Source organism: Candidatus Binataceae bacterium (genome assembly GCA_035650475.1).
Lineage (GTDB): Bacteria > Desulfobacterota > Binatia > Binatales > Binataceae > JAKAVN01.
Genome location: DASRHP010000012.1, coordinates 429,917 through 455,504, shown reverse-complemented (window position 1 = coordinate 455,504; position 25,588 = coordinate 429,917). Strand labels below are relative to the sequence as shown.

20 protein-coding genes are annotated in these 25,588 nt (G+C 67.3%); 6 read left to right on the top strand and 14 right to left on the bottom strand.

The annotated features are described in order from the left end of the window. Positions 1-16: 16 nt before the first annotated feature. Both VFB33_13650 and VFB33_13645 read left to right on the top strand, forming a co-directional pair. Positions 17-1,003 (top strand): LLM class flavin-dependent oxidoreductase, encoded by a 987-nt coding sequence (locus tag VFB33_13650; protein ID HZO82734.1) that lies wholly within the window; start codon positions 17-19, stop codon positions 1,001-1,003. Positions 1,004-1,124: 121 nt separating this feature from the next. Then, positions 1,125-2,615, top strand: coding sequence for an amidohydrolase family protein (locus tag VFB33_13645; protein HZO82733.1), 1,491 nt, complete (start codon positions 1,125-1,127; stop codon positions 2,613-2,615). Positions 2,616-2,660: 45 nt separating this feature from the next. On the opposite strand, the gene VFB33_13640 is transcribed toward VFB33_13645, so the two are convergent. From VFB33_13640 to VFB33_13595, 10 genes are all read right to left on the bottom strand, one after another. After that, complete coding sequence (locus VFB33_13640) at positions 2,661-3,551, bottom strand: pirin family protein (protein ID HZO82732.1); 891 nt, start codon at positions 3,549-3,551, stop codon at positions 2,661-2,663. 84 nt (positions 3,552-3,635) lie between these two features. After that, a complete protein-coding gene (locus tag VFB33_13635; GenBank protein ID HZO82731.1) occupies positions 3,636-4,703 on the bottom strand; it encodes an LLM class flavin-dependent oxidoreductase in 1,068 nt (355 codons plus the stop codon). Between the two features lie 20 nt (positions 4,704-4,723). After that, positions 4,724-5,959, bottom strand: coding sequence for an MFS transporter (locus VFB33_13630; protein HZO82730.1), 1,236 nt, complete (start codon positions 5,957-5,959; stop codon positions 4,724-4,726). Between the two features lie 77 nt (positions 5,960-6,036). Then, positions 6,037-6,738, bottom strand: coding sequence for a hypothetical protein (locus VFB33_13625; GenBank protein HZO82729.1), 702 nt, complete (start codon positions 6,736-6,738; stop codon positions 6,037-6,039). 34 nt (positions 6,739-6,772) lie between these two features. Further along, on the bottom strand, positions 6,773-8,536 hold the full coding sequence (locus tag VFB33_13620) for a radical SAM protein (protein HZO82728.1): 1,764 nt from the start codon (positions 8,534-8,536) through the stop codon (positions 6,773-6,775). Positions 8,537-8,789: 253 nt separating this feature from the next. Continuing rightward, on the bottom strand, positions 8,790-9,662 hold the full coding sequence (gene fdhD / locus VFB33_13615; protein ID HZO82727.1) for a formate dehydrogenase accessory sulfurtransferase FdhD: 873 nt from the start codon (positions 9,660-9,662) through the stop codon (positions 8,790-8,792). A 20-nt stretch (positions 9,663-9,682) separates the two neighbouring features. Then, positions 9,683-9,925, bottom strand: a complete 243-nt coding sequence (locus VFB33_13610) for a formate dehydrogenase subunit delta (protein HZO82726.1) — start codon at positions 9,923-9,925, stop codon at positions 9,683-9,685. Between the two features lie 22 nt (positions 9,926-9,947). Next, on the bottom strand, positions 9,948-12,770 hold the full coding sequence (gene fdhF / locus VFB33_13605; GenBank protein HZO82725.1) for a formate dehydrogenase subunit alpha: 2,823 nt from the start codon (positions 12,768-12,770) through the stop codon (positions 9,948-9,950). A 28-nt stretch (positions 12,771-12,798) separates the two neighbouring features. Beyond that, complete coding sequence (locus tag VFB33_13600) at positions 12,799-14,358, bottom strand: NADH-quinone oxidoreductase subunit NuoF (GenBank protein HZO82724.1); 1,560 nt, start codon at positions 14,356-14,358, stop codon at positions 12,799-12,801. After that, the gene (locus VFB33_13595; protein HZO82723.1) at positions 14,355-14,840 is read right to left on the bottom strand and encodes a formate dehydrogenase subunit gamma; all 486 of its coding nucleotides are present in this window, start codon (positions 14,838-14,840) and stop codon (positions 14,355-14,357) included. Before VFB33_13595 ends, VFB33_13600 begins: the two co-directional genes overlap by 4 nt. A 179-nt stretch (positions 14,841-15,019) precedes the next feature. Between VFB33_13595 and VFB33_13590 the strand changes: the two genes are divergently transcribed. Further along, complete coding sequence (locus VFB33_13590; protein HZO82722.1) at positions 15,020-15,472, top strand: nitrate reductase associated protein; 453 nt, start codon at positions 15,020-15,022, stop codon at positions 15,470-15,472. A gap of 46 nt (positions 15,473-15,518) precedes the next feature. Here VFB33_13590 and thiD read toward each other — a convergent pair whose 3' ends face one another. Continuing rightward, positions 15,519-16,313, bottom strand: coding sequence for a bifunctional hydroxymethylpyrimidine kinase/phosphomethylpyrimidine kinase (gene thiD / locus VFB33_13585; GenBank protein ID HZO82721.1), 795 nt, complete (start codon positions 16,311-16,313; stop codon positions 15,519-15,521). 181 nt (positions 16,314-16,494) lie between these two features. On the opposite strand from thiD, the gene VFB33_13580 reads away from it, so the two are divergent. Then, positions 16,495-18,207: a DUF6178 family protein gene (locus VFB33_13580; GenBank protein ID HZO82720.1), complete on the top strand. Its 1,713-nt coding sequence runs from the start codon at positions 16,495-16,497 to the stop codon at positions 18,205-18,207. Here the strand turns inward: VFB33_13580 and VFB33_13575 are convergent. Both VFB33_13575 and VFB33_13570 read right to left on the bottom strand, forming a co-directional pair. Further along, a complete protein-coding gene (locus VFB33_13575) occupies positions 18,204-19,037 on the bottom strand; it encodes a bifunctional nuclease domain-containing protein (protein HZO82719.1) in 834 nt (277 codons plus the stop codon). The two genes, VFB33_13580 and VFB33_13575, sit on opposite strands and share 4 nt — an antisense overlap. 11 nt (positions 19,038-19,048) lie before the next feature. After that, positions 19,049-19,720 carry an RlmE family RNA methyltransferase gene (locus tag VFB33_13570; protein HZO82718.1) on the bottom strand — a complete coding sequence of 224 codons (672 nt, stop codon included), beginning with the start codon at positions 19,718-19,720 and terminating at the stop codon, positions 19,049-19,051. A 226-nt stretch (positions 19,721-19,946) separates the two neighbouring features. Here VFB33_13570 and VFB33_13565 point away from each other — a divergent pair, with 226 nt between their 5' ends. Further along, the gene (locus tag VFB33_13565; protein HZO82717.1) at positions 19,947-22,136 is read left to right on the top strand and encodes a UvrD-helicase domain-containing protein; all 2,190 of its coding nucleotides are present in this window, start codon (positions 19,947-19,949) and stop codon (positions 22,134-22,136) included. Between the two features lie 78 nt (positions 22,137-22,214). After that, positions 22,215-23,768, top strand: a complete 1,554-nt coding sequence (locus VFB33_13560) for a L,D-transpeptidase family protein (GenBank protein ID HZO82716.1) — start codon at positions 22,215-22,217, stop codon at positions 23,766-23,768. 30 nt (positions 23,769-23,798) lie between these two features. On the opposite strand, the gene VFB33_13555 is transcribed toward VFB33_13560, so the two are convergent. Continuing rightward, complete coding sequence (locus VFB33_13555) at positions 23,799-25,571, bottom strand: hypothetical protein (GenBank protein ID HZO82715.1); 1,773 nt, start codon at positions 25,569-25,571, stop codon at positions 23,799-23,801. Positions 25,572-25,588 lie beyond the last annotated feature (17 nt).

Below are 25,588 nucleotides of genomic sequence, written 5' to 3'. Positions count from 1 at the left end.
CTTCGGAGGGCGAACGATGGCGCGCAAGGTGAAGTTCGGACTTACGCTTCCCAATCGCGGTGTTGTGATCGGCGCGACCACGGTCGCCGAAATGATCGAGATGGCCGAATGGGCCGACGGCGATGCGCGCTGGGACTCGGTGTGGGTGGGCGATTCGATCTTCGCCAAGCCGCGGCTTGACGCGATCGCGCTTTTGGGCGCGCTCGCCGCGCGCACCCGCCGCGTCCGGCTTGGGCCGGCGTGCTTCGCCAGCACCCCGCTGCGCAACGCGCTCGTGCTCGCCTACCAGTGGGCCAGCCTCGACCTGATGTCCAACGGGCGGATGATCTTCGTCGCCTGTCAGGGGCAGCCCGAGCCCGGCGGCGGCGCCTTCGACAAGGAATTCCAGGCGATGGGCGTCGAGCCGCAGAGCCGGATGCGTCGGATGGAAGAGGCGATCGAGATCATGCGCCTGACCTCGTCGCGCGAGAACGTCGACTACGAGGGCCAGTACTATCGCTTCCGCAACCTGACCGTGCTGCCGCGCCCGGTGCAGCAGCCGCTGCCAATCTGGGTGGTCTCGAACCCCAACTTGAGCAGGAGGCGCAACGTCGAGAGCGGCTTCCGCCGCGTCGCGCGCCTGGGCGACGGCTGGATGACGACCTTCTTCCAGCCGCCCGACGTGCGCCGCTCGCTCGAAATGATCCGCGGCTATGCGAAGGAGTTCGGGCGCACGCTCGGCGACGACTTCGAGGTATCCGTCTATTACAACATCAACGTCAACGAGAACCGCGAGGCCGCGCTCGGCGAATCCAAGCGCTTCCTCGACGCCTACTACAGCGTGGACTACCATCGCGACGCGCTGATGTCGTGGGTCGCGATGGGCTCGCCCAAGGAGTGCATCGAGGCGATCCGCGCCTACGCTGACGCGGGCGCGACCACGATCACGCTGCGCCTGGTCGGTTACGACCAGCGCGCGCAGTTCAAGCGCGTCAGCGAGGAAGTTCTGCCCGCCTTCGCGTAGGCAGCTTCTTCTTTGGTGCGGCGGGCACGCACGCGCGCCCCGCCGAAGAGAGAATCACCCGCCGTTTGCCCTCGTCCATTGCGAGCGGCAGACTGATCTTTCGAAGCGAAAGGAGACCCCCGTGAGCACCGGCAAGTATTCCAGCCGCTCAGCCGAGGTTCGCGCCAAGGTCGGCCATCCGATTGTCGATTCGGACGGCCACGTGGTCGAGTTCGAGCCCGCCCTGCTCGACTACATCCGCGACGCCGGCGGCAGCGCGATTCTCGAGCGCTACAAGAAGGCGCACGACACCGCCTTCTATTTTCCCTGGCATCACATGAGCCGCGCCGAGCGGCGCGAATTCCGCGTCCCGCGCCCGGTATGGTGGCCCTATCCGACGCGCAACACGCTCGACCGCGCGACCGCGGCACTGCCGCGCCTGCTGTACGAGCGGATGGAGGAGATGGGACTCGACTTCGCGGTGCTCAATCCCAGTCAGGGGCTGTTCGCGCCGCACATCGGCGACGACGAGTTGCGCCGCGTCATCTGCCGCGCGTTCAACAACTACCACGCCGACATTTTTCGCGAATTCGCCGACCGGATGACGCCCGCCGCGTGCATCCCGATGCATACGCCGGCCGAGGCGATCGACGAACTCGACCACGCTGTCGGGCGGCTCGGGTTCAAGGTCGTGATGATGGCGGCGTTCGTACGCCGGCCGATTCCAGGTCTCGCCAAGCAGGCGCCCCATCTCGCGCGCCATCTCACTTGGTTCGACAACCTCTGCCTCGACAGCGAGTACGACTACGATCCCGTATGGGCCAGGTGCGTCGAGCTCGGCGTCGCGCCGAGTTTCCATTCCTTCGGCCTGAGCTGGGGCAACCGCACGTCGATCTCGAACTTCATCTACAACCAGATTGGCCATTTCGCGGCCGCCGCCGAGGGAATCTGCAAAGCGCTCTTCCTGGGCGGCGTGACGCGCCGCTTCCCCACGCTGAAGTTCGCTTTCAAGGAAGGCGGCGTGGGATGGGGCTGCGCGCTTTACGCGAGCCTGGTCGAGCGCTGGCGCAAGCGCAACGTCAAAATGGTCGCCAACATCGACCCCGCCAACCTCGACCGCGCGCTCTTTCGCGAGCTGTGCCGCAAGTACGGCGGCACGATCGCCGAGGGCCGGCTCGACGCTGAGCCGTTCCAATCCGAACTCGAGGCCGGCGCGCCGATCGCGCCCGACGAACTCGACGAATGGGCCGCCTGCGGGATCGAACGTGCCTCAGACATCCGCGACCTCTTCGTTCCCCATTTCTATTTCGGATGCGAGGGCGACGACCGGATGAACGCGTGTGCGTTCGATGCCCGGCGCAATCCGTTCGGCGCGCGCCTGGGCGCGATCTACGGCTCAGACCTCGGCCATTATGATCTCGTCGATATGCGCGACGCCGCCCATGAAGCGTGGGAAAGCGTCGAGCGCGGGATGCTCACCGAGGAGGACTTCCGCGACTTCGTCTTTGCCAACCCGGTGCGTTTGCACGCCGGGATGAACCCGAACTTCTTCAAGGGGACTGTGCTCGAAGCCGCGGCGGCGAAAATCCTCGCCGCAGACGCCGCCCAGGCTGCAAGCGCGGCGGCCGACTGACGGTGCGGCGCTTGCGCCTGTTGCGCGCGCGATCGCGTCCGCCGCTCAAGCGGGCGCGATCGCGCCCATCCGGCCCGCCTGGTAGTCCTCAATTGCCGCGATGACCTCTTCCTTGGTGCTCATCACGAACGGGCCGTAGCGCGCGACCGGCTCGCGTAGCGGCACGCCGGCGATCAGCAGCGCTTCGAGCGGCGCCGACGCCGGCGCGGCGATCGACACCGCGTCGCCGTCGCCCGCGAAGATTACCATCTGCCGCTCGGTTGCCGCGCTCTCCTCGCGGCCGAACCGACCCTCGCCTCCGAAGACGTACGCGAAGGCGTTGTACTCGACCGGCATCGGCTGCACGACGCGCGCGGCGGGCTTGAGCGTCCAGTGCAGGTAGACGATCGGCGTGCGCGTCGCGATTACCGCCCGCTCTCCCATCGCCTCGCCCGCGATCACTCTGACCGCAACACCGCCGTCGGCGCTGGCGGCGGCCGGGATCTTCGCCGCGGGAAGCTCCTGGTAGTGCGGGCGGATCATCTTGTCGCGCCGCGGCAGGTTGACCCACAACTGAAAGCCATGCATACGGCCGCCGCGCCGCGCGAAGTCGGCCTCGGGCATCTCCGAATGCACGACGCCCGCACCCGCGGTCATCCATTGCACGTCGCCCGGCGTGAGCCGCCCCGCGTTGCCGTGGGAGTCACGATGCTCCATTTTGCCGGCAATCATGTAGGTAACGGTTTCGAAGCCGCGATGGGGATGGTCGGGCGCGCCCTTGGCCTCACCGGGCCCAAGCTCGACCGGCCCCATCTCGTCCAGCAGCAGGAAGGGGTCGAAGAGCGCGAGCGCGTTGGTCGGAAACGGGCGATTGACGACGAAGCCGGCGCCCTCCAGCGTGCGGGTCGCGGTGATAATCTTCGCAACCGAACGGACCGTGCCGTTTGTGTCTGACATCCCAGAGTCTCCTTGCCCATCAACATAACCATCGTGTCAAGCGCAAGAAAAAGGCTCCACGGGCAGAAGCCCTTTGCGCGATCATCATTCTCGCGCGTGGCTGGTCACAGACGCGGGCCTGGCGAACTCCGGCATGATCTTCGTCGCGAACAGGTCGAAGGAGCGGCGGGCCTGGGCGGCCGTCAGGTTGCCCCATGCAAACGCCAGCACCAGGTAGTCGCATCCCGAGCCTTCGACGAATTTCCCGATCTGCTCGCGTACCGTGCCAACCGATCCACAATACGCAGCGCCGACCTTGTGGAAAATGTCAAAGTCGGGCGGAAAGGCAGCGGCAGTCGTGCCGAAGTCGCGCCAGAGCTTCTGGATATTGTCGTAGAAAACTCTGTAGGCCCCGCGCCCGACTTCGAGCGCCTCGCGATCGCTCTCGGCGATGTAGATGTGACGGATCGCGCCGGTGACGGGACGAATCAAATGCGGGTTGACGTTGAGCGGGCTGCCGACAGCCTCAGCGTGGTGCTCACGGTAAGCGTCAACCACCCGGCGCACCATCTCCAGCGGCCCGAGCGAGACGATGTTCATCCCGCGCCGCGCAGCGTAGATCGCGGTGTCGGTCGAGATAACGCCGTACCAGAAGCCCGGATGCGGCTGCTGGAGCGGCCGCAGCTCCATCGCGACGTTGTCGTAGCGGAAGTGCGGCCCCTGATGGGTCAGGCGCTCGCTGGTGAACCCCTTGACCAGCACCGCGAGCGCATCCTCGTAGATGTTCCGTGACTCGTAGTAGGGAATGCGATGGGCGCCGAGCTCGAAGGGCGACACGCCGCGCCCGACGCCTATCTCGAGCCGCCCGTTCGACAGATGGTCGAGCATGCACAGCTCTTCGAGCAGCCGAAGCGGGCTGTAAAACGGCAGCAGGTATACCAGCGCGCCGAGCCGGAGGTGGCGGGTGCGCGGCGCGGCAGCGCTGAGGAAAAGGTTGGGCGACGGCGCCATCCCCAGCGGCGTCGCGTGATGTTGCGCGACGTGGTAGCCCCACATCCCCGCCTGGTCGTACGCCTCGACCAGCCGCAGCCGCTCCTCGTAGAGCCGATGGAGCGGCCCCTCGCCGGTGCTGCGTTCGACATGGTCGAAGACGCCGAAGTTGATGCGTTCCATAAGGCCTCCGTCGCAAACGGTCAGGCCGCACGCGCGGCGGCGGCGCCCAGCCGCGCCTCCTCGACACTCAACGGCAGGCAGGCGAGCGCCGCCGCCGCGCCGATGATGAAAATCGCGATGAACAGCTCGAAGGCCTTCGTGTAGCTGCCGGTGAGATCGAACATGCGTCCCGCAAGCAGCGGACCGAGCGCCGCACCCGCCGTCTGCGCGAGCCCGGTCAGTCCGCCGAGCGTCCCGAAGCGCTTAAGCCCCAGCGATTCCGCCATCACCAGCGGCAGCAGAGCGAGCGGCGCGCCGACTGCAAGCCCATACACGATCACGAAACCGATGAGCATGCCGACCCGCGCCGCGCCCAGCAGCATCACCATCCCCGCCGCGCCAATTACGAAGTCGGCGCCGAGCGCGATCCGCCCGCCGATCCGGTCGGCGAACAGGCCCATCACGATCTTCCCGATAAGCGCGCATCCGAACACCATGCTCATCGCGAACGCCGCGGAAGAAGCCGCGTAACCGATACCGATCAGGTAGGTTATGAAGTGGACGACGCCCCCAGCCGCGCTGAAGGCGAAGCAGAAGTTCGCCAGCGAGATCGTCCAGAATGAACGTGAGCGCAGCGCGGCGCCGACCTCCAGTCCGGGCAGGCGCGCCGCCGCCGCGGCGACACTGACGCCGGCCGCGCCGGCTGGACGGGTGCGCACGAGCAGCCAGATGAGCGGCGCCGCGATCAGCACCATCGGCCCAGCCAGCACCTCGTAGCCGGCGCGCCATCCGCCGCGCGCGATCGCTTGGCTGGCGACCAGCGTCATCAGCATCCCGCCCGCGGTCGTCCCACTCATCGTTATGCCCATCGCGATCCCGCGCCGTGCGCCGAACCAGTTCGCGATCACCATCGAGGCCGGTAACAGCGTCGCCGCCGACAGGCCCACGCCCAGCGCCAGGTACGCCGCGAGCATCGGCGGATACGAGTTGGCGCGGCTCGCGATCAGAAACGAGGCGGTCGAGATGATCGCCCCCGCCGCCATCACCACGCGCGTCTCGATGCGGTCGAGCAACCATCCGATGAGTGGCGCGCTGAACCCGGCCGATACCGCGAGCAATGCGGGCAGGCCCGAGACCTTCGCCCGGCTCCATCCGAAATACTTGATGAGCGGGGTGACGAAGACGCCGGAGGTGTTGTAGCCGGAGCCGAAGACCAGCAGCAGCGTGGCGAACAGACCGGCGACGATAATCCACCCTTGGCGTTCCTGCGCGGTCATGCGGCCTCCCAAAACCGACGCGCGCCAGGCGCGCCGGCGTAAATGCACGGGCGCCGGCGGTGAATGCGTTGCCGGAGTTACTCGAGGGCCGTGGTCGGGATGAAGCCCTCCAGCCCGCTGCGCATCCGGATTTTCATATAGTTGAGCGCGACGCCGACCACATGGACGGCGTGGGCCTGGTGCACCTCGGAGAGCTTCTTACCCCATCGGTTCGGCGCGTCAAGCACCGGCGCGTCATGAGTAAGCATGAAAATCTTGTCGGCCGGCGCGACCAGGTCGGCTGCGCTTGCCGTCACATAGCCCTCGCGTCCGTCCTTGAGCTTGATGCGCAGAAAATAGCGGGTGGTGCCGGTGACGACGATGTACTTGCCGCTCTGGCCTTCTGCGAGACGGCGGCTCTTGTTGCTCGGTTCGGCGTAGATGGGAGCGTTCTGCTTGAGCTTGAGCCGCGCCTTTGCCGGCTCAACCTCGACCTTCATCGACGCAGCCGCCTTGGCGACCTTGGTGGGTTTGGCGGCGATGCGGTGACGCGGCGCGGTCGTCGCGCTCTTGCGGCGCGGCGCGGGAGTCGGGGTCGCCTCGGGCGCCTCCGCCGGCGCGATCGAAGTCGCGGGCAATCCGCCCTCGGGCGAGCCGCTGAGCGGCGTCTCGGTCAGCTTGGACGGCGCGCCAGCCCCAGCCTGAGCCGACAGGGGCATTGGCTTGACCAGCCATAACCCGACCGCGGCCAACGCCGCAACGCCCGCCCGTGACAACGCGCGATCCGTTCGCGACCTCATCTTGCCTTTCTCCCCCTCCGCCACTGGCCACGCCTCAGCAGGCGCCGCACACGGTGCAGCGCGTGACGTCACACGGCTTGGTCTGATGTTCGTAATGCGCTTTCTTGCGTTCGGAAAGCAGGAACCACTTCTCAAGGTGATGGTCGATGAAATCCCACGGCAGGATTTCCTCGGGCGTGTAACGGCGCGTTACGAAAAAATCCGGATCGACGGCGCCGTCGGCGCCGAGGGCTGCCTCACGCTTTATCGCGCGCAGGCCGTGCCAGATCGCGCCCGGTTCCTCGCGATGCTCGTCGTTGAGCCGGCGCAGGATCGCGCCCACGCGGCGGTCGCCGCGCGACACCAAGGTCTGGAAGTACGCCTCGCGCGGCGACTCGGCGTCGAGCTCGACGCTGCCCTCCAGGCGCATCAAATGCTGGCGCAGCAAAGCGATCTTGCGCTTCAGTTCCGACGCTTTTTCCATCGCATCCCATTGGAAAGGCGTCCACGGCTTGGGCACGAACGGATTGAGCGAGACGCTCACGCGCCGAACACGCTGGCGCCGGCCGCTTGTGCGCTCGATGATTTTGCCCACGAGATCGGCGATCGCGACCACGTCGTCGTCGCGTTCCTCGGGCAGGCCGATCATGAAGTAGCACTTGAGATTCTCGACGCCCTCCCCCACCATCAGCTCGGCCGCGCGAAGGATCTCCGGCTCGCGCAGGTTCTTATTGATCACCTTGCGCATCCGCTCGCTGCCCGCCTCAGGCGCGATCGTCACGCTGTGATTGCCGTTGCGCCCCAGCGCCGCCGCTAGCGCGGGCGAGATACAATCGGCCTTTAGCGAAGACGGCGAGAGTCGGCCACCCCGCTCGGCGACCGCCTCCGCGACGCCTGCGACGCCCGGCACACTCGCCATTTCGGCGCCGACCAGCCCGATCACGCGGCGCTGTTCCAGTCCGCGCTCAGCTTCGGCGATGAGCCTCTCAGGGCGGCGATAGCGGATCGGGCGATACATGAAGCCCGCCGCGCAGAAACGGCATCCCCACTGGCATCCGCGGCTCGCCTCCACCAGGTACATGTCGCCGAAGACGGACTCTTCAGTGAGGATCAAAGAGGCGGTGGTGAAGCGGTTGAGGTCGCGGATAAGCCGGCGGCTTACGCGCGGGCGCCCCGGCCCGCTGTACTCAAGGCGCGCGATACGGCCGTCGGTGTCATGGACCGGCGTGAAATAGTCGGGAAGATAGGCGCCCTCGACGCGCGCGAGCTCGCGCAGGCGGTCGCCAGCCGCCATTCCCTCGCACTCGCGATAGCGCGAAAGGAACTCGGGCACCATCTCCTCGCCCTCGCCGATCAGAAAGAGGTCGATGAAGTCGGCGATCGGCTCGGGGTTGAGAAAGACAGCCGAGCCGCCTGCCATGATCAGCGGATAGTTGCGTCCGCAGCGTTCGGTGCGGCTGAGCGGAATCCCCGCCATCCGCAGGATGCTCAGGACGTTGAGATAATCGGTCTCGAAGGAGATCGAGAATGCGATCAGGTCGAAGTCGCCCAACGGCGTCCCGCGCTCGAACGAGAGCAGGTGCTCGCCGCTGGCGCGGATCTGTTCGCGCTCGTCGGGGTCGGGCAGAAAGGCGCGGTCGGCGGCGACGCGCGGGTCGGACTCGAAGATGTGATAGACGGCCTGGAAGCCCAGGTTTGCCATCCCCAAGCGATAGATGTTGGGATAGACGACGCAGAGCCGGATATCGCCGCCGCGATGGCGCTCGAAGAGCACCTTTTCGCGGGCGAGGCGGTCAAGCGCGCGCTTTCTAAGGAACATCGATAAGGCCCTGCGGCCTCATAGAGTTAACGCCTAAGCACCCACCGGCTCAAGGGGGCGTGAGGAACTCGGCATCCCGGCAGCCTCATTCGACAAGGACCGGCTTACCATCCTGCAACCTGATGTTTGGCAACCAAGAGGTCGAGAAACGTCTGCTGGGCGACGTCACGACGCGCGTGTGCCGCTTGTGCCGCTGCGACCTGCCATCGTGCTTCCGCCACCGGCCAGGATAGCGCGATCGCCGTTCGCATGCTTACGTTGTGACCCGCTCGGTGTCGCAGTACAGGTTGAAGCCGCCGGGGCGCAAGAAGCCGACCAGCGTTATCCCGACTTCCTCGGCCAGCTCGACCGCGAGCGACGACGGCGCCGAAACCGCCGCCAGAATCGGAATCCCGGCGGCGGCCGCCTTCTGCACGATCTCGAAGCTCAACCGCCCGCTGACCATCATCAGCCCGCGCCTCAGCGGCAGCATTCCGTTAAACAGCGCCCAGCCAACGACCTTGTCCACCGCATTGTGGCGGCCGACGTCCTCGCGCAATGCGGCCAGCTCGAAGCGGTTCACCGGACCGGACACGCCGCCTCTCAGCGGGACGAACAGCGCCGCGGCATGCAGACCGCCGGTGGCGGCAAAGACCTCCTGCGCCTGGCGCATCATCGGCGCGAGTTCCAGCAGCGCCGCAGGCGTAACCGTCAGATCGGACTCGATCGGCGCAATCCGGCGCTGGATTGCCTCGATGCTGGTCTTGCCGCACACGCCGCAGCTCGACGAAATCGTGAAGTTGCGCCGCAGCCGCTCGCGCAAGCTCGCCGCGGGAACGTTCAGGATCACGTCGAGCGCGTTGGGATCGGGCTCGCCCTTGCGGTCCCGCAGGCGACGGATTTCGGCGAGGTCCGAGCGCGATTCGACGAAGCCCTCGGCGAGCAGGAAACCGGCGACGAGCTCCTCGTCGTTGCCCGGCGTGCGCATCGTGAGCGTGAAGCGCTGGCCGGCGAGCCGAATTTCCAACGGCTCCTCGACCGCCAGCGCCTCGTTGACAGGGGCGCCGAGGCGTCCGTCGCGGAACTTGCGCGCGGGACGGCGCAGGACGCTCCCTGCGGACGGGGCGCGTTGCCGGTCGTCGGCCATCTGCGAGCGCGCCCCGGCGCTCAACCGGCGGCCTTCGCCCCGCCCTCGCTCTCGAGCATCCGAACTGCGTCGCGCGCGACCTCGCCCAGGCCTTCGCCGCCGGTCTTTGCGAGATGCGCGACGATCTCGCGGCGCATCCGCGGCTCCCAGAAGTTGCGCAGATGCTGCGCGGTCGCTTTCACCGCCTCGGTGCGATCCGGATTCGAGGTGCGAAAGAAATCGGCGATCTGATTCGCCATCGTGACCAGGTGATGGATGTCCATCCGGAGCGTTCCTCCGCGCGCTTCAGCGCCCGGCCGCAGCATGCGCGGCGGAATCCCCGGACGCGCGGCGCGGCGGGGCGAATTCGTCCGGCATCACCTGCACCGCGGTGACCTTGTATTCGGGGCAATTGGTCGCCCAGTCGGAGTTCTCGGTGGTCACGATATTGGTGCCGGAGACCGGATGATGGAACGTCGTGTAGACCACGCCCGGGGGCACGCGGTCGGTGATTTGCGCGCGCAGCGTGGTTTCTCCAGCGCGGCTGGTGAGGCGCACGTAAGCGCCGTCGCGGATGCCGCGCTGCTCGGCGTCGTGCGGATGGATCTCCAGCACGTCCTCGTGATGCCAGACGGTGTTGGCAGTGCGCCGGGTCTGGGTGCCGACGTTGTACTGGGTCAGGATGCGCCCGGTGGTAAGGATGAGCGGGAAGCGCGCGCTGGTCTTCTCCTCGGTCGGAATGTACTCGGTGATGAAGAACTTGCCCTTGCCGCGGACGAACTGCCCGACGTGCATCACCGGTGTGCCCTCGGGCGCCTTGTCATTGCACGGCCATTGCACCGAGCCCAGGCGGTCGAGCTTTTCATAGCTGACGCCGGCGAAGGTCGGGGTCAGGCGCGCTATCTCGTCCATGATCTCCGACGGATGCGAATATTTCATCGGGTAGCCGAGCGCGGCGGAAAGCTCGCACGTAACTTCCCAGTCGGCCTTGCCCGCCAGCGGTGGCAGCACCTTGCGCACGCGCGAGACGCGCCGCTCGGAGTTGGTGAATGTGCCGTCCTTCTCCAGGAACGACGAGCCGGGCAGAAGGACGTGAGCGTACCTGGCGGTCTCATTCAGGAAGATGTCGTGGACCACCACGCACTCCATCGCTGCCAGCGCGGCGGCCACATGACGGCTGTTGGGATCGGATTGCGCAATGTCCTCGCCCTGCACGTAAAGCCCCTTGAAGCTGCCATCGAGCGCGGCGTCGAACATGTTGGGGATGCGCAGGCCGGGCTCCGGATCGAGGGTGACGCCCCACGCGCGCTCGAAGCTCGCGCGCACCGCGTCGTCGGCGATGTGGCGGTAGCCGGTGAGCTCGTGCGGAAAGGAGCCCATGTCGCACGAGCCCTGGACGTTGTTCTGCCCGCGCAGCGGATTGAGGCCGACGCCCTCGCGCCCGAGGTTGCCCGTCGCCATCGCCAGGTTCGCCATCCCGATAACCATCGTGCTGCCCTGGCTATGCTCGGTGACACCCAATCCATAGTAGATGATGGCGTTGCGCGCGGTGGCGTACAGGCGCGCGGCGGCGCGAATCTTTTCGGCCGGCACCCCGGTGACTTCCGCCATCGCCTCGGGCGAGTTGCGTTCCTCGAGGATAAATTTCTTCCACAGCTCGTAGGCCGGCCATTCGCAGCGCTCGCGCACGAAGTCTTCCTTGGCGAGTCCTTCGCTGAGCACAACGTGGGCGATCGCGTTGATCAGCGCGACGTTGGTCCCCGGACGGAGCTGAAGATGGTAGGCCGCCTTGACATGCGGTGTGCGCACCAGATCGATCGTGCGCGGATCGGCGACGATCAGCTTGGCGCCCTGACGCAGACGGCGTTTCATCATCGAGCCGAATACCGGATGGCCGTCGGTCGGGTTGCAGCCGATCACCATGATCACGTCGGCATGCATCACCGAAGCGAAGTCTTGCGTGCCGGCTGAGGTGCCGAGCGTGCTCTTGAGCCCGTAGCCGGTCGGCGAATGGCACACGCGGGCGCAGGTGTCGATGTTGTTGTTGCCGAACGCCGCACGGACCATCTTCTGCACCAGGTAGGTTTCCTCGTTGGTGCAGCGCGACGAGGTTATCGCGCCGACTGCGCCGCGCCCGTACTTGTGCTGGATCTGTCTGAAGCGTGCCGCCGCGTAGCCGATCGCCTCCTCCCATGAGACCTCGCGCCACGGGTCGCTGGTCTTCTCGCGCAGCATGGGCTTTAGCACGCGGTCGGGATGGGTCGCGTAGTCCCAGGCGAAACGCCCCTTGACGCAGGCGTGTCCCTGGTTCGGCATCCCGTCCTTGTTCGGCACCATCCGCACGACCTCGTCGCCCCTGACTTCGGCTTTGAACGAGCAGCCGACGCCGCAATAGCCGCAAGTGGTGACGACCGAGCGTTCGGCGACGCCCTTTTCCAGCAGGGACTTTTCAACCAGCGCGTCGGTTGGACAAGCCATCACGCACGCGCCGCACGAAACGCACTCGGATTCCAAGAACGGCTGATGCTGGCTGGGCGAGACCACCGAATCGAACCCGCGGCCATCGATGGTCAGGGCGAAGGTGCCCTGGACCTCCTCGCACGCGCGCACGCATCGCGAGCACACGATGCAGCGCGCCGGATCGAAACGGAAATACGGGTTAGACTCGTCGCGCACGGCATCGAGATGGTTCCTGCCTTCGAAACCGTAGCGCACCTCGCCGAGCTCCAGCTCATCGGCCAGCGCGTGGAGCTCGCACGTCCCGTCGCCGGCGCAACTCGCGCGGCCCGCCGGATGGTCCGACATGTAGAGCTCCATTACGCCGTGGCGCAGGCGCTTGAGCATCTCGGACTTCGTGCGCACGTTCATCCCGGGTTCGACCGGTGTGGTGCAGGAGGCGGGATAGCCGTTGCGGCCTTCGATCTCGACCAGGCACATGCGGCAGGAGCCAAACGGTTCGAGCGCGTCGGTCGCGCACAGCTTGGGAATTGCGATATCGGCGAGCGCCGCCGCACGCAAGATCGACGTTCCCTCAGGCACCGTGACCCGGCGGCCGTCGACTTCGAGCGTGATCTGATTTTGCGAGGCTCGCGGCGGAGTTCCGTAATTCCTGTCGGTTTTCGATAACACGGCTCTATCTCCTGCGCTGCTTCACCGCTCACGCCGTCCAGGCGACGTCGGCCCGCGTAAGGCCGAAATCTTCGGGAAAATGGCGCAGCGCGCTCAGCACCGGCAGCGGCGTGAGCCCGCCAAGCGCACACAGCGATCCATAGGTCATCGTATCGCACAAGTCGCGCAGCAAGCCGAGCGCGGCGGTGCGGTCGCGGCCGCGGATAATTCGCTCGATCACCTCGGCGCCGCGGATCGAGCCAATCCGGCACGGCGTGCACTTGCCGCACGACTCGATGGAGCAAAACTCAAACGCCCAGCGCGCTTGGCGCGCCAGATCCACAGTGTCGTCGAAGACCACGATTCCGCCGTGGCCGACGATGCCCTTCTTCGCCGCCAGCGCCTCATAATCTATCGGCAACTCGAGCATGCTCTCGGGAAAGTACGCGCCCAGCGGGCCGCCGACCTGCACAGCACGTAACCGACGGCCGCTCGCGGTGCCACCACCGTAGTCGTAAACCAGCTCGCGCAGGGTGACGCCAAACGCTTTCTCGACCAACCCCGGATGCTTTACGTTGCCCGCAAGCTGAACCGGCATCGTGCCGCGCGAGCGGCCCATCCCGTAGTCTTTGTAGAAAGCGCCGCCGCGCTCGAGGATTATCGGCACCGTGGCCAGCGACACGACGTTGTTGACCACCGTCGGCCGGCCGAACAGCCCCGAGACCGCCGGCACCGGCGGCTTGTAACGTACCATCCCGCGCTTGCCCTCGAGGCTCTCCAGCATCGCGGTTTCCTCGCCGCAGACGTAGGCGCCCGCGCCGAGCCGCACCTCGAGGTTGAAGGTGTGCGGGCTGCCGAGGATCTTTTCGCCCAGGTAGCCGTGTCGGCGCGCCGTCTCGATCGCCGCGTTTAACGTGCGCAGCGCGTGTGGATACTCCGAACGCAGGTAGATATAACCCTCGGTTGCGCCGACGCACACCGCTGCGATCGTCATCCCCTCGATCAGAACGAAGGGGTCGCCCTCCATGATCATGCGGTCGGAGAAGGTGCCCGAGTCGCCCTCGTCGGCGTTGCACACGACGTACTTCTGCGGCGCCGGCGTCTGGAGCGTGGTGCGCCATTTGATGCCGGCGGGGAAGCCCGCGCCGCCGCGTCCGCGCAGCCCGGACTCTATCACTTCGTCAACGACTTTCGCCGCCGGCATCTCGAGCGCGCGCCCAAGCCCGCGGTAGCCGCCGTGTGCGAGGTAGTCGTCGAGCGAGAGCGGATCGATTACCCCGAGCCGCGCGAAGGTCAGACGTTCCTGGCGCTTGAGATACGGGATCTCATCGGTCGAGCCGAGGCTGAGGCGATGCTGCCCGCCATCAAGGAAGCCCGCATCGAAGAGCGACGCGACGTCGGCGGGCGTAACCGGCCCGTAAGCCAGGCGTCCGCGCACGGTTTCCACTTCGACCAACGGCTCGAGCCAGAACATCCCGCGCGAGCCGTTGCGCACGACGCGGAGATCGACCGCGCGCCGGCGCGCTTCGCCGGCAACCGCCTCGGCAACCTGCTCTGCGCCGAGCGAAAGCGCGGCGGAATCGCGCGGGACGTATACCGTCGCGCTCATCGCAGGCTCTCCCTGAGCGCGGCGAGTATCTCGTCGAAGCGCGCCGCGTTGACCCGCCCGTGGGGATCGTGATTTACCATCATCGCCGGCGAGCATCCGCAGTTGCCCAGGCAATAGACCGCCTCGAGCGTGAAAGCGCCGTCGGGCGTGGTTTCGCCAAAGTCAACGCCCAGGCGATCGCGCACGTGATCAGCGAGCGCCGCCGCGCCCATCGCCTGGCACGACTCAGCGCGGCAGAGCCGAATCACGTTGCGGCCCGGCGGCTGACGGCGGAAATCGTGGTAGAAGGAGGCGACGCCGTGGGTCTCGGCGCGCGTGATATTGAGCGCGCGCGCGATTATCGGAATGCTGTCGTGCGGGATATAGCCGAAACGATCCTGCACCTCGTGCAGAATGAGCATCAACGCACCGGGGCGCTGCCGCAGGCGCGAAACGATTGCCTCAACCGTCGCGGGATCGAAAGCCTCGTAGTGCCGGTCCATAAATCAACTCCGCCCCGCCGAGCAGGCATCCCCCGGCCCCCACGTTTAGCGTCCACCCTAAGCGCCGCCCTCGTCAAGGGCTGGCCTGAAGGTTCCTGGGGAAAGAGTCTGGCCCGCCGCGCGCCGCTCCTTCTTGCACCCGACGGTGCTATGATTCGGAGCGGAGGGAAGGCTCCGCGATGATGCGCCGGTTCAAGTTCGAGGACGAGATCTATACGACGCTGGCGTGCGTGCCGATGGCGGTGCGCCGCAAGCTGGACCGGGTCGGCATCAAGATCGCGCTGGAGCAATGGCAGGCGCTCGGCCGCGGCGAGCGGCTGGCCGTGTGCCATCTGCCTGACACGTCCGCCGAGGAGCGCGAAGCGCTGCGGCTGTTCATCAGCGAGGCAGTTCGCCGCGCCAGGGGCGAGGAGCCGCGGGAGCTCAGTGAAGCGCAGCGCGCGGTTGCTGATCCGCCGCGCGAACTGCCGTCGCAACTCGCCGAACGCGCACGCATGGCAGGCGTCAAGCTCGACCAGGCGGTTTGGGAGCGGTTCGACGCCGATGAGCGCTATGCGCTGGTCAAGCTTGGCACCGGCAACGAGCCGAGCCACAACCTCGCCGCCGCGCTGGCGGAATTCCTGGCGCGCTGAACTTCGAGCGGATGGCGGCCTCGATTGTGCGCTACCTGTCGGGCGCCTATCTGCGTACAAAGTGGTCGAGCAGGGGGCGGGCGCTGGCGCCGAGCTTGAAGCTCGCGCGCAGCGCCGCGCTCACGTACTGCTTGGCACCGCGCACCGCCTCGGCCAACTCCATCCCGAGCGCCAGGTAGGCGGCGATCGCCGCCGACAGCGCGCATCCCAGACCGTGCGCCCCGCCGCCCGCGATCCGTTCCGCGCGCAGGACCGTAAATCCACGCCCGTCGTAGAGCAGGTCGGTTGCCTCGGAGGGTGAATTGAGATGCCCGCCCTTGATCAGCACCGCGCGCGCGCCCGCGGCGCGCAGCACGCGCGCCATCTCGCGGATCGCGGCGGCGTTGGATTCGCGGATGCCGCACAGCGCCTGCGCCTCGGCGAGGTTCGGAGTAACAATCCGCGCCAGCGGAAAGACCCGCTCGCGCAGGACGCGTTCGCCGGCGCGATCGAGCAGGCGAGCCCCGCTGGTCGAGATCAGCACCGGATCGACGACCGGAGCGGCAAGCTGCAGGCGGGCAAGCGTGTCGGCGACGGCCTCGACGATCGCTGCGGTGCCCAGCGCGCCGGTCTTGATCGCGTCCGGCGGGCGCTCGGCGGCCAACGTCTCGACCTGTGCCGCCACCATCGCGGGATCGACCGGGAGGCAGCGGCTGACCGTCGCGCTGTTCTGCGCGATGACCGCGGTAATTGTCGAGTAGCCATAAACGCCGAGCGCGGCGAAGGTCTTGAGGTCGGCCTGGAAGCCGGCGCCGCCGCCAGGGTCGCTGCCCGCGATCGTGAGCGCGACCTTTCTCTCCACCGTGCGCTTCACGCCGCTTTGCGGACCCCCTTCGCCGTTTCCTGAATGAAATCAGTTTAACACGACGACGCACCGACGCGGTAGAAGCCGATTTGCGCAGGCTTGCTGGCCCGCGCGCGGCGCGCATGGTACTCAAGGAAGGGAGCGTTAGTCAGGCGCCCGAGCGCACGCATTCTGTTCAATGTCGGCGACGCGAGAGAAGGAGTTTCTCAGCCTCCCCTTCAAGGAGAAGCTCGAATTCCTGTACGGGCTGCCTGCGCGCCAGAAGCGCGACCTCATCCTGTCGGCGCCCGAGGCCGAGCGGCTGGTGCAATCGTTCTCGCCCGAGACGCTTTTCTACACGCTCAAGGAAATCGGCAGCGCGGACTCGGGCGACCTGCTGAGCCTGGCGATTCCCGAACAGGTCAAGGGCCTGTTCGACCTCGACTGCTGGACGCGCGACCGGCCCAATCTGGAGCGGATGCGCGAGTGGATCGAGGCGCTGGCCGAAGCCGGGCGCAAGCGGATGGCGGACGCGCTGATGGCGCTCGACCGCGAAATGATGGCGCTGTTGCTGCGCCAGTACTTCCGCGTCCACCGGCTCGACGACCCGGCCTCCGCCGCTGACGTCCCTTCTGACCGTTTCGTCCAGTTCGACGAGCACTATCTCATCGAGTTCCAGCGCCACGATTCGATCCTTCAGCTGCTGGTCGATTTCCTCGAGGAGGTCTTCGAGCGCGACTACACCTACTTCACCGCGCTGATGGAGGAAATTTACTGGGGAGTGCAGGCCGAGCTGGAGGAGCAGGCCTACCAGTTCCGGCGCGCGCGGCTAAGCGATCGTGGCTTTCCCGACTACTTCGAAGCGCAGGACGTCTTCGCCTATCTCGACCCGCGCAACTTCGTCAACATCCGCGCCACTTACACAACGCCCAGCCGCGCCGACCTCCTGCGCGACGACGAACTGGTACCCCACGCGATGGCGCCGGTCGCGCTCGGCGCCGACCAGTCGCTGTTCAACACCGCGCTTACGGCCGGTTTCGCCGCCCAGGGCCAGCGCCAATTGCGCGCCGAGATGGCGCTGGTCAGCAACCAGGTTTTGGTCGCGCTGGCGGTCGATTTCGGCGATCTCGAGGCCGTGCGCGCGGCGGTCGAAATGACCCACAACTACCTCAACCTCGCGCTGGAGAATCTCGCCGGCGGCGACCTTCAAACCGCGATCGAGCATCTGCGCGACACCCATCTCAAGCTGCTCCTGCGGCTTGGCGTCAGCCTGACGGTCGACCTGCGCAAGCGCGCCGAGCGCACGATGGCGGCGCTTGGCCTCGACCCTGCGCGCACGCGCGAAGTCCCCTACCTCGATTCGCCCTATCGCGAGGCGCTGGCCGGCTTTGTACGCCACCGTCCCCAGTTTTACGGCGGACTCGACGGCCAGGGCGCGGTTGCAATGCGCGAGTTTCGGGCGATGCGCGACCTCCATCTGGCCCACTCTGTGCTGGAAGAAATCGAAACCATGCGCGAGCTGTTCCGCGCACTGCTCGGAATCGACATCGCAACGCCCGCCTTCCGCGCCGAAACCGCCGGCCGCGAAATCCGGCTCGGCCAGATTCTGATAACCGCCTTCGCGCGCCACGCCCTGGAGCACAGGCTCGTGCCCGCGCCGATAGAGGCGAGCCGGCTGGGCGAGGCGTACGCCGCGATGATGACGGCCGGCGGACGTCCGGCCCGACTCAAGGAAAGCTTCCGCGAGCAGATCGAAGCCGAGATGGCAGCGCGGATGGACGAGACAATGCGCCGGCGGAGCGGAGCCTTCGTCGGCTCCTGCCTCAACATGCTCGAAGACGACCTCGCCGAGCTCGACCCGCGCGCGATCGACCCGCGTTTTATCCGTAGCCTGCTCGTCCGCCGCGGCTAACGGCCGGAACGCGCAATTTTCTCGCGCGCGATCCGGATCAGATGGGTGCGGCCGGCGCGCAGCACGCTGAGCGTGACCGACGCAGAGCCCTTGACCGCGGCGAACGCCGCGATGAAATCGGTCGGCGAGCGCACCGCGTGCCCCTCGACCGCGGTCACGATATCGCCCCGCTTAAGCCCGGCGCGCGCGCCCGGGCCCGAAACCTCGGCCACCAGCACGCCGCTTTGCGGAGCAACGCCGAAGTAGCCCGCAATCGGCGCGCTCAGCTCCTGCACCGAGATACCTTCGGCCGCGAAGGTCGGCGGCAGGCTCGCGCGCGCGGGTCCACGCCGCCCCAACGCGGCGGCGGGCTGAAAGAGATGATCGTTCACGAAGATCGGCGCGCCCAGTCCCATCGCTAGCGCGATCGCGTCGCTCGGCCGGCTGTCCACCCGCAACCGCCCGTGATCAAGAACGATGTCGGCGTAGTAGACCTGATCGTGCAGGCCGGTGATCACCACCCGATCGACATGGTTGCCGGTACGCTCGATGACGTTGCGCAGGAGATCGTGGGTGAGCGGGCGCTCAGGCTTGATCCCGCGCATCTCGCGCATGATCGCGCGCGCTTCTTCGTCGCCGATCAGGATTTGCAGGCCCCGCTTGCCGGACAGATCCTCGAGCAGCACATAATGCGCCCCGCTCTGATCGTCGAAGCCGACGTTGGCAACCTCGACCCGCACCTGGTCGGGCGCCGGGCCGACGTCGTGCCTTCCGGCGCACGCGGCAAAGAGCACCGACCCGAGCGCGGCGGCCAGCAGGGCGACGAACCGCGGCGCTGTTCGCCGATGCATCATGCCCTAACCTATCCCTCCGTTTCGGGATTTTCCAAGACCCCCGCCAAGCCGCGGACGCCAGCGCTTTTGACGCGGCGACCGGCCGCGCCGGGACGAAATCCGCGTGCGATTACATACAATTCAGACGAGCCGGGGCGGCTTGCGCGCGGGCGGGTGAGCTCGACGCGCTCAAAGTCGCGCTCAAACCCGCGCACGACGCTTTGAAAGTCGCCGCCCATGAACAGCTTGACCACCATCGCGCCGCCCGGCCTGAGCAGCCTGCGTGCGCATGCAAGCGCCGCCTCTGCCAACTCGGCCATCCGGGCCTGGTCGCGCTCGGCGATGCCGCTGAGCTTTGGCGCAAGGTCGCTGGTCACCAGATCGGCGCCGCCGCCCAGCGCCGCGCCGACCGCCTTGACCGTGGCGGCTTCGCGGATGTCGCCGACCAGGGTGGCGACATTGGGAACCGGCGGCGGGCACGCGGAGAGATCGACGCCGACCACCTTGCCCTCGGGTCCGGCCGCTTCGGCGAGCAGCGTGAGCCATCCGCCCGGCGCACATCCGAGATCGACAATGCGCGCGCCCGCGCGCACAAGACGAAAGCGCGCGAGCAGCTCCTCGATCTTGAACGCCGCGCGCGAGGGCAATCCACGCTCGCGCGCCTTGCGATAGAACGTGTCATGCGGCTGATACCTGGCCATCGCCTCATCCGGCGGTGCGCCGCGCGGCACCAATCCGCGTGCCGGCGCGCCGCTGCTGTGCGCTCAGTGCGATCGGATCCTATCAGAGAGGCGCGCGCGATTCGTGAATTGTCCACAGCATCGCGTGCCGACGTTCGCCCTGCCGGTTTTCTGCGCCGCCCGAAGTGGTTATCTTCTTCGGGCGGGCTTGCGCGCATCGTCGTGCCGTGCCGCCGTTCCGTCAAACATGATTAACCTCGACGATCTCAATCCGGCCCAGCGCGACGCCGTGCTCGCGCCGGACGGCCCGATCCTGATCCTCGCCGGCGCCGGCTCGGGCAAGACCCGCGTGCTGACCCACCGCATCGCCTATCTGATTGCCGAAGGCCGCGCAGCACCCGCGCACACGCTGGCGGTGACCTTCACCAACAAGGCGGCGGCCGAGATGCGCGAGCGGATCGCGGCGCTGCTCGGCGGCGCTGCGGGATGGCCGTGGGTGAGCACTTTTCACTCGGCCTGCGCGCGCATCCTGCGCCATGAAGCCGGCGCGCTCGGCTACCGGCCGAACTTCTCGATCCTCGACGAGGGCGATGCGATGGCGGTGCTCCGGCGCGTGATCGAGGAGGCCGCAATCGCCGGAGCTCCAACCGCCGAGGCCGCGCGCGCACGCATCGAGCAGCTCAAGAACGAAGGCTGCGCGCCCCAGGCGTTCACCGCCGAGGCCGGCGGCGACGGGCGCGACGCCGCGCTGGCCGCGATCTACCGGCTGTACCAGGAGCGGCTGCGCGCGATGAATGCGATGGACTTCAGCGACCTGCTGCTTGGTGTCCATCAACTCTTCGAGCGCGATCCGGCGGCGCTGCTCAGATGGCAAGGGCGCGCGGAGCATCTGCTGGTTGACGAATACCAGGACACCAACCGCGTGCAGTACCTGCTGGTGCGCGCGCTCTCCGCGCGCACCGGAAATCTGTGCGTGGTCGGCGACGAAGACCAGTCGATCTACCGATGGCGCGGCGCTGACATCCGCAACATCCTCGACTTCGAGCGCGACTTTCCGCACGCCCGGATCTTCAAGCTCGAACAGAACTACCGCTCGACCAAGACGATCCTGGCCGCCGCCGATGCGGTCATCCGCAACAACCGCGAGCGCAAAGCCAAGCGGCTGTGGACCGAAAACGAAGCGGGCGAACCGGTCACCTACCTGACCGCCGTCACCGAGCGCGACGAGGCCGAATTCATCGCACGCGAAATAGGCCGCCTGTGCGCCGAGGGCGGTGTCAGCCCCTCGGACATCGTGGTCTTCTACCGCGTCAACGCGCAGGCGCGCGTGCTCGAAGAGGCGCTGGTGCGCCGGCGGGTCCCCTATTACGTCGTCGGCGGATTGCGCTTTTACGAGCATCGCGAGGTCAAGGATTTGCTCGCCTATCTGCGCGCGCTGGCCAATCCGGCCGACGCAATAAGCGTCGAGCGGATGGTGGGGGCACCGCCGCGCGGCGTGGGCGCCAAGACCCTGGAGGCCGCCGCGGAAACCGCCGCGCAAGACGCCATCACGCTGTTCGAGGCGCTAGGGCGGCTGGAAACCAACTCGCGCGTCGCGCTGCGCGCGGCCAAGCAGGCCGGCGAGCTCTACGGCTGGATGCATGAGCTGGCGGTCCGCGCGCCGACGATGAAGGTGCGGGCGATCCTCGACGAAGTGATCACGCGCGCGGGCTTCGCCGCCTACCTCGACGGGATGCAGGACGCGGCGACGCGCCGGCAGAACGTCGCCGAGATGCTGTCGGCGGCCGACGCATTCGACGCCGAGGAGCACAACGGCGGGCTCGCCGACTTTCTCGAACGCGTGGCCTTGGTCAGCGACGCCGACCAGGTCGGGGAGCGCGGCGGGCGCGTCGCCCTGATGACGCTGCATACGTCCAAGGGGCTGGAGTACCCGGTCGTGTTCATCGCCGGGATGGAGGAAGGGCTGTTCCCGCATTTTCGGTCGCAGGACGAAACTGGCGAGGTCGAGGAGGAGCGCCGACTGTGCTACGTCGGGATGACCCGGGCACGCCGGCTCTTGTACCTGACCAACACGCTGAGCCGCGAGTTGTACGGCCAGCGCAGCGAGTCGCGCCCCTCGCGCTTCCTCGGCGAGATCGACCCTGCGCTTGTCAACCGAATTGCGCCCGAACGTGCGGGCGCGCCACTGCGCCGTCCGGGCGTGGGCACTTATATCGACTACAGCACAAGTCAGCTAGGAGAGGACGAGGAAACTGCGGCCGACGGAACCGACGGCTTTCCGATCGGCGCCCGTGTCGTCCATCAGACCTTCGGGCGCGGCGTGGTGCGCCGGCGCGAAGGACGTGGCGCGGCGGCCAAGGCGTGGGTGCATTTCGAACGCAGCGGGACGAAGCTGCTGGTGCTTAAGTTCGCCAATTTGAGGCCGGTTGCCGAGTGATCGGCCTTGCCATATCATTTTTGGGCAGCCGCACGACGCGGGCTGGGGGAGTGACGGCGGGCCGGGGCGGAGCAATCCATGCATCAGGCAGTAGCACGGTTTCTGGGGTGGAGTGCGGCGCTGGGCTTGGTTGCCGCCCTCGTTGCGGCGCCGCAAATCGCGCGCGGCTGGAGCGAAGATGATTTCGCACGCCGGCCAGTAGTCGCCTACCCGATTCCGACCGGGCGCGACGAAATGATCGGCGCGCTCCAGAGCTACACGATTCGCAAGGGCGACACGCTGCTCGACATCGGGCGTTGGTTCGGCGTCAGCGCGCGTGAGATCTCCGACGCCAACGACCATATCGACTGGTGGACGCCACCCGCCGGCAAAACCATCGTCCTGCCGACCGAGCACATCCTGCCCAGCGGGCCGCGGGCCGGAATCGTGATCAACGTGCCTGAGCTGCGGCTATACTACTACTACCCGCCGGCAGTGGCGCATTCGCGCGGCCGGGCCAAACTGACGCGCGCAAAGCTCGAGGGCGCTCGCAGCAAACACGCGCATGCCAAAAATCATGTGCTGAACGCGAGCTACAGCGGCGCTCGCGTGGTCTATACCTTCCCGGTGGGCCTGGGACGCTACGACTGGCGGACACCGGTCGGAAAGAGCTTCCGCGTAACCGCAAAGGAGCACGACCCGCCATGGATCGTGCCGCAGGACATCTACGAGGAACACCTCGAACGCGACGGCTACGCCGAGCACATGATTCCGGGCGGCGACCCTGACAACCCCGAAGGCCATTGGCGGCTCGACCTCAACCTGCCCGAGTACGCGATTCACGGCACCAACAATCCGTGGGGCGTCGGGATGGAGGTCAGCCATGGATGCATCCGGCTGTCGCCCGAAGCGATCGACCGCCTGTGGCACATGGTGCCGGTGGGGACGACCGGCCGCATCGTCTACCAGCCGGTCAAGTTCGGATGGCACGGTGGGGTGTTGTACGTCGAGGTCCACGAAGATCTCTACGGGATGTATCCCGGGCTGTGGCGCTACGCAGTCAGCGAAGCGCGCCGTCAGAACCTGCTCGGCTACATCGACACGCTCAAGCTGGAGAAGGCGATCGAAGAAAAAACGGGCGTCCCGACCTACGTGATGCCCGGTCCGGAACCTCCGATAGCTCCGGTACCGGCAACGGTCGCCAGTTCAATCCCGCTGCCGCCGCCGGGCAGCGTAGCCAGTGCGCCTGACGCGGATTCTGGCGTGGACGCGGGCGAATCGGGCACGGCAGCCGATACGGCGAGCGACGGCGCCAGGCCTGACGAAAATGTACCGGCCAAAAGCACGGCGCGTGCGGCCGCGGCATCGAGTGCGAGCGGGGCAGTCGTTGCGCCCAAGGCTGAGCACGCCGTGATTCCGCCTACGTCGATTGCGCCTGCGCACGAAGCCGCCGCGGCTGACAGCGGAAGGGTCGCGCGCTTCGGCGACGTTGACGCCGACGGTGCTGACGCCCAGCCCGGTAACGGGTTCGGCCGTGCGATCGGCAACGCCCCCGACGTGAACCCGCCCGCACCGTCAGCCGCTAAGCCGCCCGCCGAGGACGAAACTCGCGGATGGGTCCAGGTACCCTCAGGCGCGCTGCCAATCGAGTAGCGCCCGCGCGCCGCTTCGTCCCGACAGACATCAGTGTGACGGCGCCTTCGCGGCCGTGCTGTCCGAACCCGTATGCGACGTTCGCAGGCGCAGCACGTAGAGTGGGCGCGCGCCGAAACCCAACGAGCCCGGCCACGAAAGGCGGCGGACGATCTCGGTGCCGGCGCCCGGCACGGCGGCTATCGTGTACGGCGAGAGCTTCGTCGTGGTGACCATCGGGATACCGCGCTCGTCGGCGAGCGTGTCGGGCCTGTCGCGCGGGTAGCGATAGAGATCCTGGCCGTTTAGCGAGTAGCCGGCGTCAATCCCGGCGCGCGGGACTCCGCTTGCGAGCAGCGCGTCGCGCGCTGCGAGCACAGCCTGCGCGCCGCGCTGATAGGCGTATAGGCCGCCGAGCGACAGCAGACCCATCATTGCGGTCATGATCGCCGCCGTTGCGACGGGAGAACGCCCGCGCGGCAGCGGCGCCAACGCGAGCAGCACACATCCCGCGGGCACCATCACGAGATAGTAGCGATCGGCGAAGAACCACAGCGGCAGCGTGGCCAGCCAATACACCGCGGCGGTCAGCATGAGCGCCGCCGCGCCGCGACTCATCCGCGGTATCGCTTCGGCGGCGCTGACGCACAGCCCCGACGCGCCAAGGCTCGCCAGCACGGCGACGGTCCATCCGGCGCCGGTGCCGAAATCATCCCAACGCAGCCGCCGCGGCATCCCGTGCAGCGTCAGCGCCCCCGGCCATCCCCCAAAGCATCGGCAATCCGGCGTGCTCCACACGAAATGGTCCTCGAACGCCGTTATCACGATGGCCGCGGCGAGCACCGCCGAAGCGATCACGAGCGCGCGCCGCCAGCGCAGCGCTGCCTGCACCAGCGCGAGCGGCGCCAGCACGAGCCCGAGGTAGAGCAGCGGCCACAACAGCCACAACTTGAGGTAACGCGGCGCCGGTACGAGGAAAAACGCGTTCAGCGAGCGCGCCTCACTGTCGGCCAAGTTCCACGGGCGCATCGCGTGGACGAGACCAATCCAGAACGCTGCGCAGGCGATCGACGCAAACGCGAACGGCGCCAACCGCCTGACAAGGCGCGGCAGCGCGCGGTGCGCCCGGCGCCACAGCTCGCGCTCGTAGAGCACGAGCGCGGCCGCGCATCCTATCAGAGCCGCGCCGCCGAATGGCCGAACGGCGAAGGCCACGATGGCGAGCGTCGCGGCCAGCCACAGCCATCGCTGCTCGTGTCGACTTCCCTCGGCGCAGGCGAACGCAAGATGGCATCCGAGCAGCGGCGCCAGAAACGGCACCTCGGTCATGAACGAAAAGCTGAGAAACAGGTAGCAGGGATTGCAGATCAGAAGGCCGGTTGCGAGCAGCGCGGTCTCCGGCCGAGCGCCGCAGCGCCGCGCAAGCACGTAAAGCATCAGCGCGCCGGCGATCCCGAGAAGCGCGACCGACAGATCCAGCGACGGTGCGCTTGGGCCGAACAGCCTGCTCCACGCCAGGCCGTAAAGCGTCTGCCCGACTGGCATCGCCTGCGTGTATCCGCCAAAGCGCAGGCGTCCGGTTTCCGCAAGTGCGCGGACCGCATGCTGGTAAATCCAACTATCGACCACCGGCGCGTCGCTCAGCGGACGCGCTACCATCCAAACGAAGGCGTACCATCCCGCGACCAGCGCCACTGCCGCGCACACACCCCGCCGCCGATCGCCAAAGTCCATCAGCTTGCCGCGCTCGGAAACGATTCTATATACTGCGCCCGAAACGCGCTCGCCATGATCGCTCTTCAGTCCCGCGACTTTCCGCTGCATGGCCCGCGCGCCGCCGT

What these genes read in the sequence shown, in the direction of transcription:
- VFB33_13650 (HZO82734.1), top strand. Translation starts at nt 17, where the DNA reads ATGGCGCGCAAGGTGAAGTTCGGACTTACGCTTCCCAATCGCGGTGTT.
- VFB33_13640 (HZO82732.1), bottom strand. Translation starts at nt 3,551, where the DNA reads ATGTCAGACACAAACGGCACGGTCCGTTCGGTTGCGAAGATTATCACC.
- VFB33_13635 (HZO82731.1), bottom strand. Translation starts at nt 4,703, where the DNA reads ATGGAACGCATCAACTTCGGCGTCTTCGACCATGTCGAACGCAGCACC.
- VFB33_13630 (HZO82730.1), bottom strand. Translation starts at nt 5,959, where the DNA reads ATGACCGCGCAGGAACGCCAAGGGTGGATTATCGTCGCCGGTCTGTTC.
- VFB33_13625 (HZO82729.1), bottom strand. Translation starts at nt 6,738, where the DNA reads ATGAGGTCGCGAACGGATCGCGCGTTGTCACGGGCGGGCGTTGCGGCG.
- VFB33_13620 (HZO82728.1), bottom strand. Translation starts at nt 8,536, where the DNA reads ATGTTCCTTAGAAAGCGCGCGCTTGACCGCCTCGCCCGCGAAAAGGTG.
- fdhD (HZO82727.1), bottom strand. Translation starts at nt 9,662, where the DNA reads ATGGCCGACGACCGGCAACGCGCCCCGTCCGCAGGGAGCGTCCTGCGC.
- VFB33_13610 (HZO82726.1), bottom strand. Translation starts at nt 9,925, where the DNA reads ATGGACATCCATCACCTGGTCACGATGGCGAATCAGATCGCCGATTTC.
- VFB33_13600 (HZO82724.1), bottom strand. Translation starts at nt 14,358, where the DNA reads ATGAGCGCGACGGTATACGTCCCGCGCGATTCCGCCGCGCTTTCGCTC.
- VFB33_13595 (HZO82723.1), bottom strand. Translation starts at nt 14,840, where the DNA reads ATGGACCGGCACTACGAGGCTTTCGATCCCGCGACGGTTGAGGCAATC.
- VFB33_13590 (HZO82722.1), top strand. Translation starts at nt 15,020, where the DNA reads ATGATGCGCCGGTTCAAGTTCGAGGACGAGATCTATACGACGCTGGCG.
- VFB33_13580 (HZO82720.1), top strand. Translation starts at nt 16,495, where the DNA reads ATGTCGGCGACGCGAGAGAAGGAGTTTCTCAGCCTCCCCTTCAAGGAG.
- VFB33_13575 (HZO82719.1), bottom strand. Translation starts at nt 19,037, where the DNA reads ATGCATCGGCGAACAGCGCCGCGGTTCGTCGCCCTGCTGGCCGCCGCG.
- VFB33_13570 (HZO82718.1), bottom strand. Translation starts at nt 19,720, where the DNA reads ATGGCCAGGTATCAGCCGCATGACACGTTCTATCGCAAGGCGCGCGAG.
- VFB33_13565 (HZO82717.1), top strand. Translation starts at nt 19,947, where the DNA reads ATGATTAACCTCGACGATCTCAATCCGGCCCAGCGCGACGCCGTGCTC.
- VFB33_13560 (HZO82716.1), top strand. Translation starts at nt 22,215, where the DNA reads ATGCATCAGGCAGTAGCACGGTTTCTGGGGTGGAGTGCGGCGCTGGGC.
- VFB33_13555 (HZO82715.1), bottom strand. Translation starts at nt 25,571, where the DNA reads ATGCAGCGGAAAGTCGCGGGACTGAAGAGCGATCATGGCGAGCGCGTT.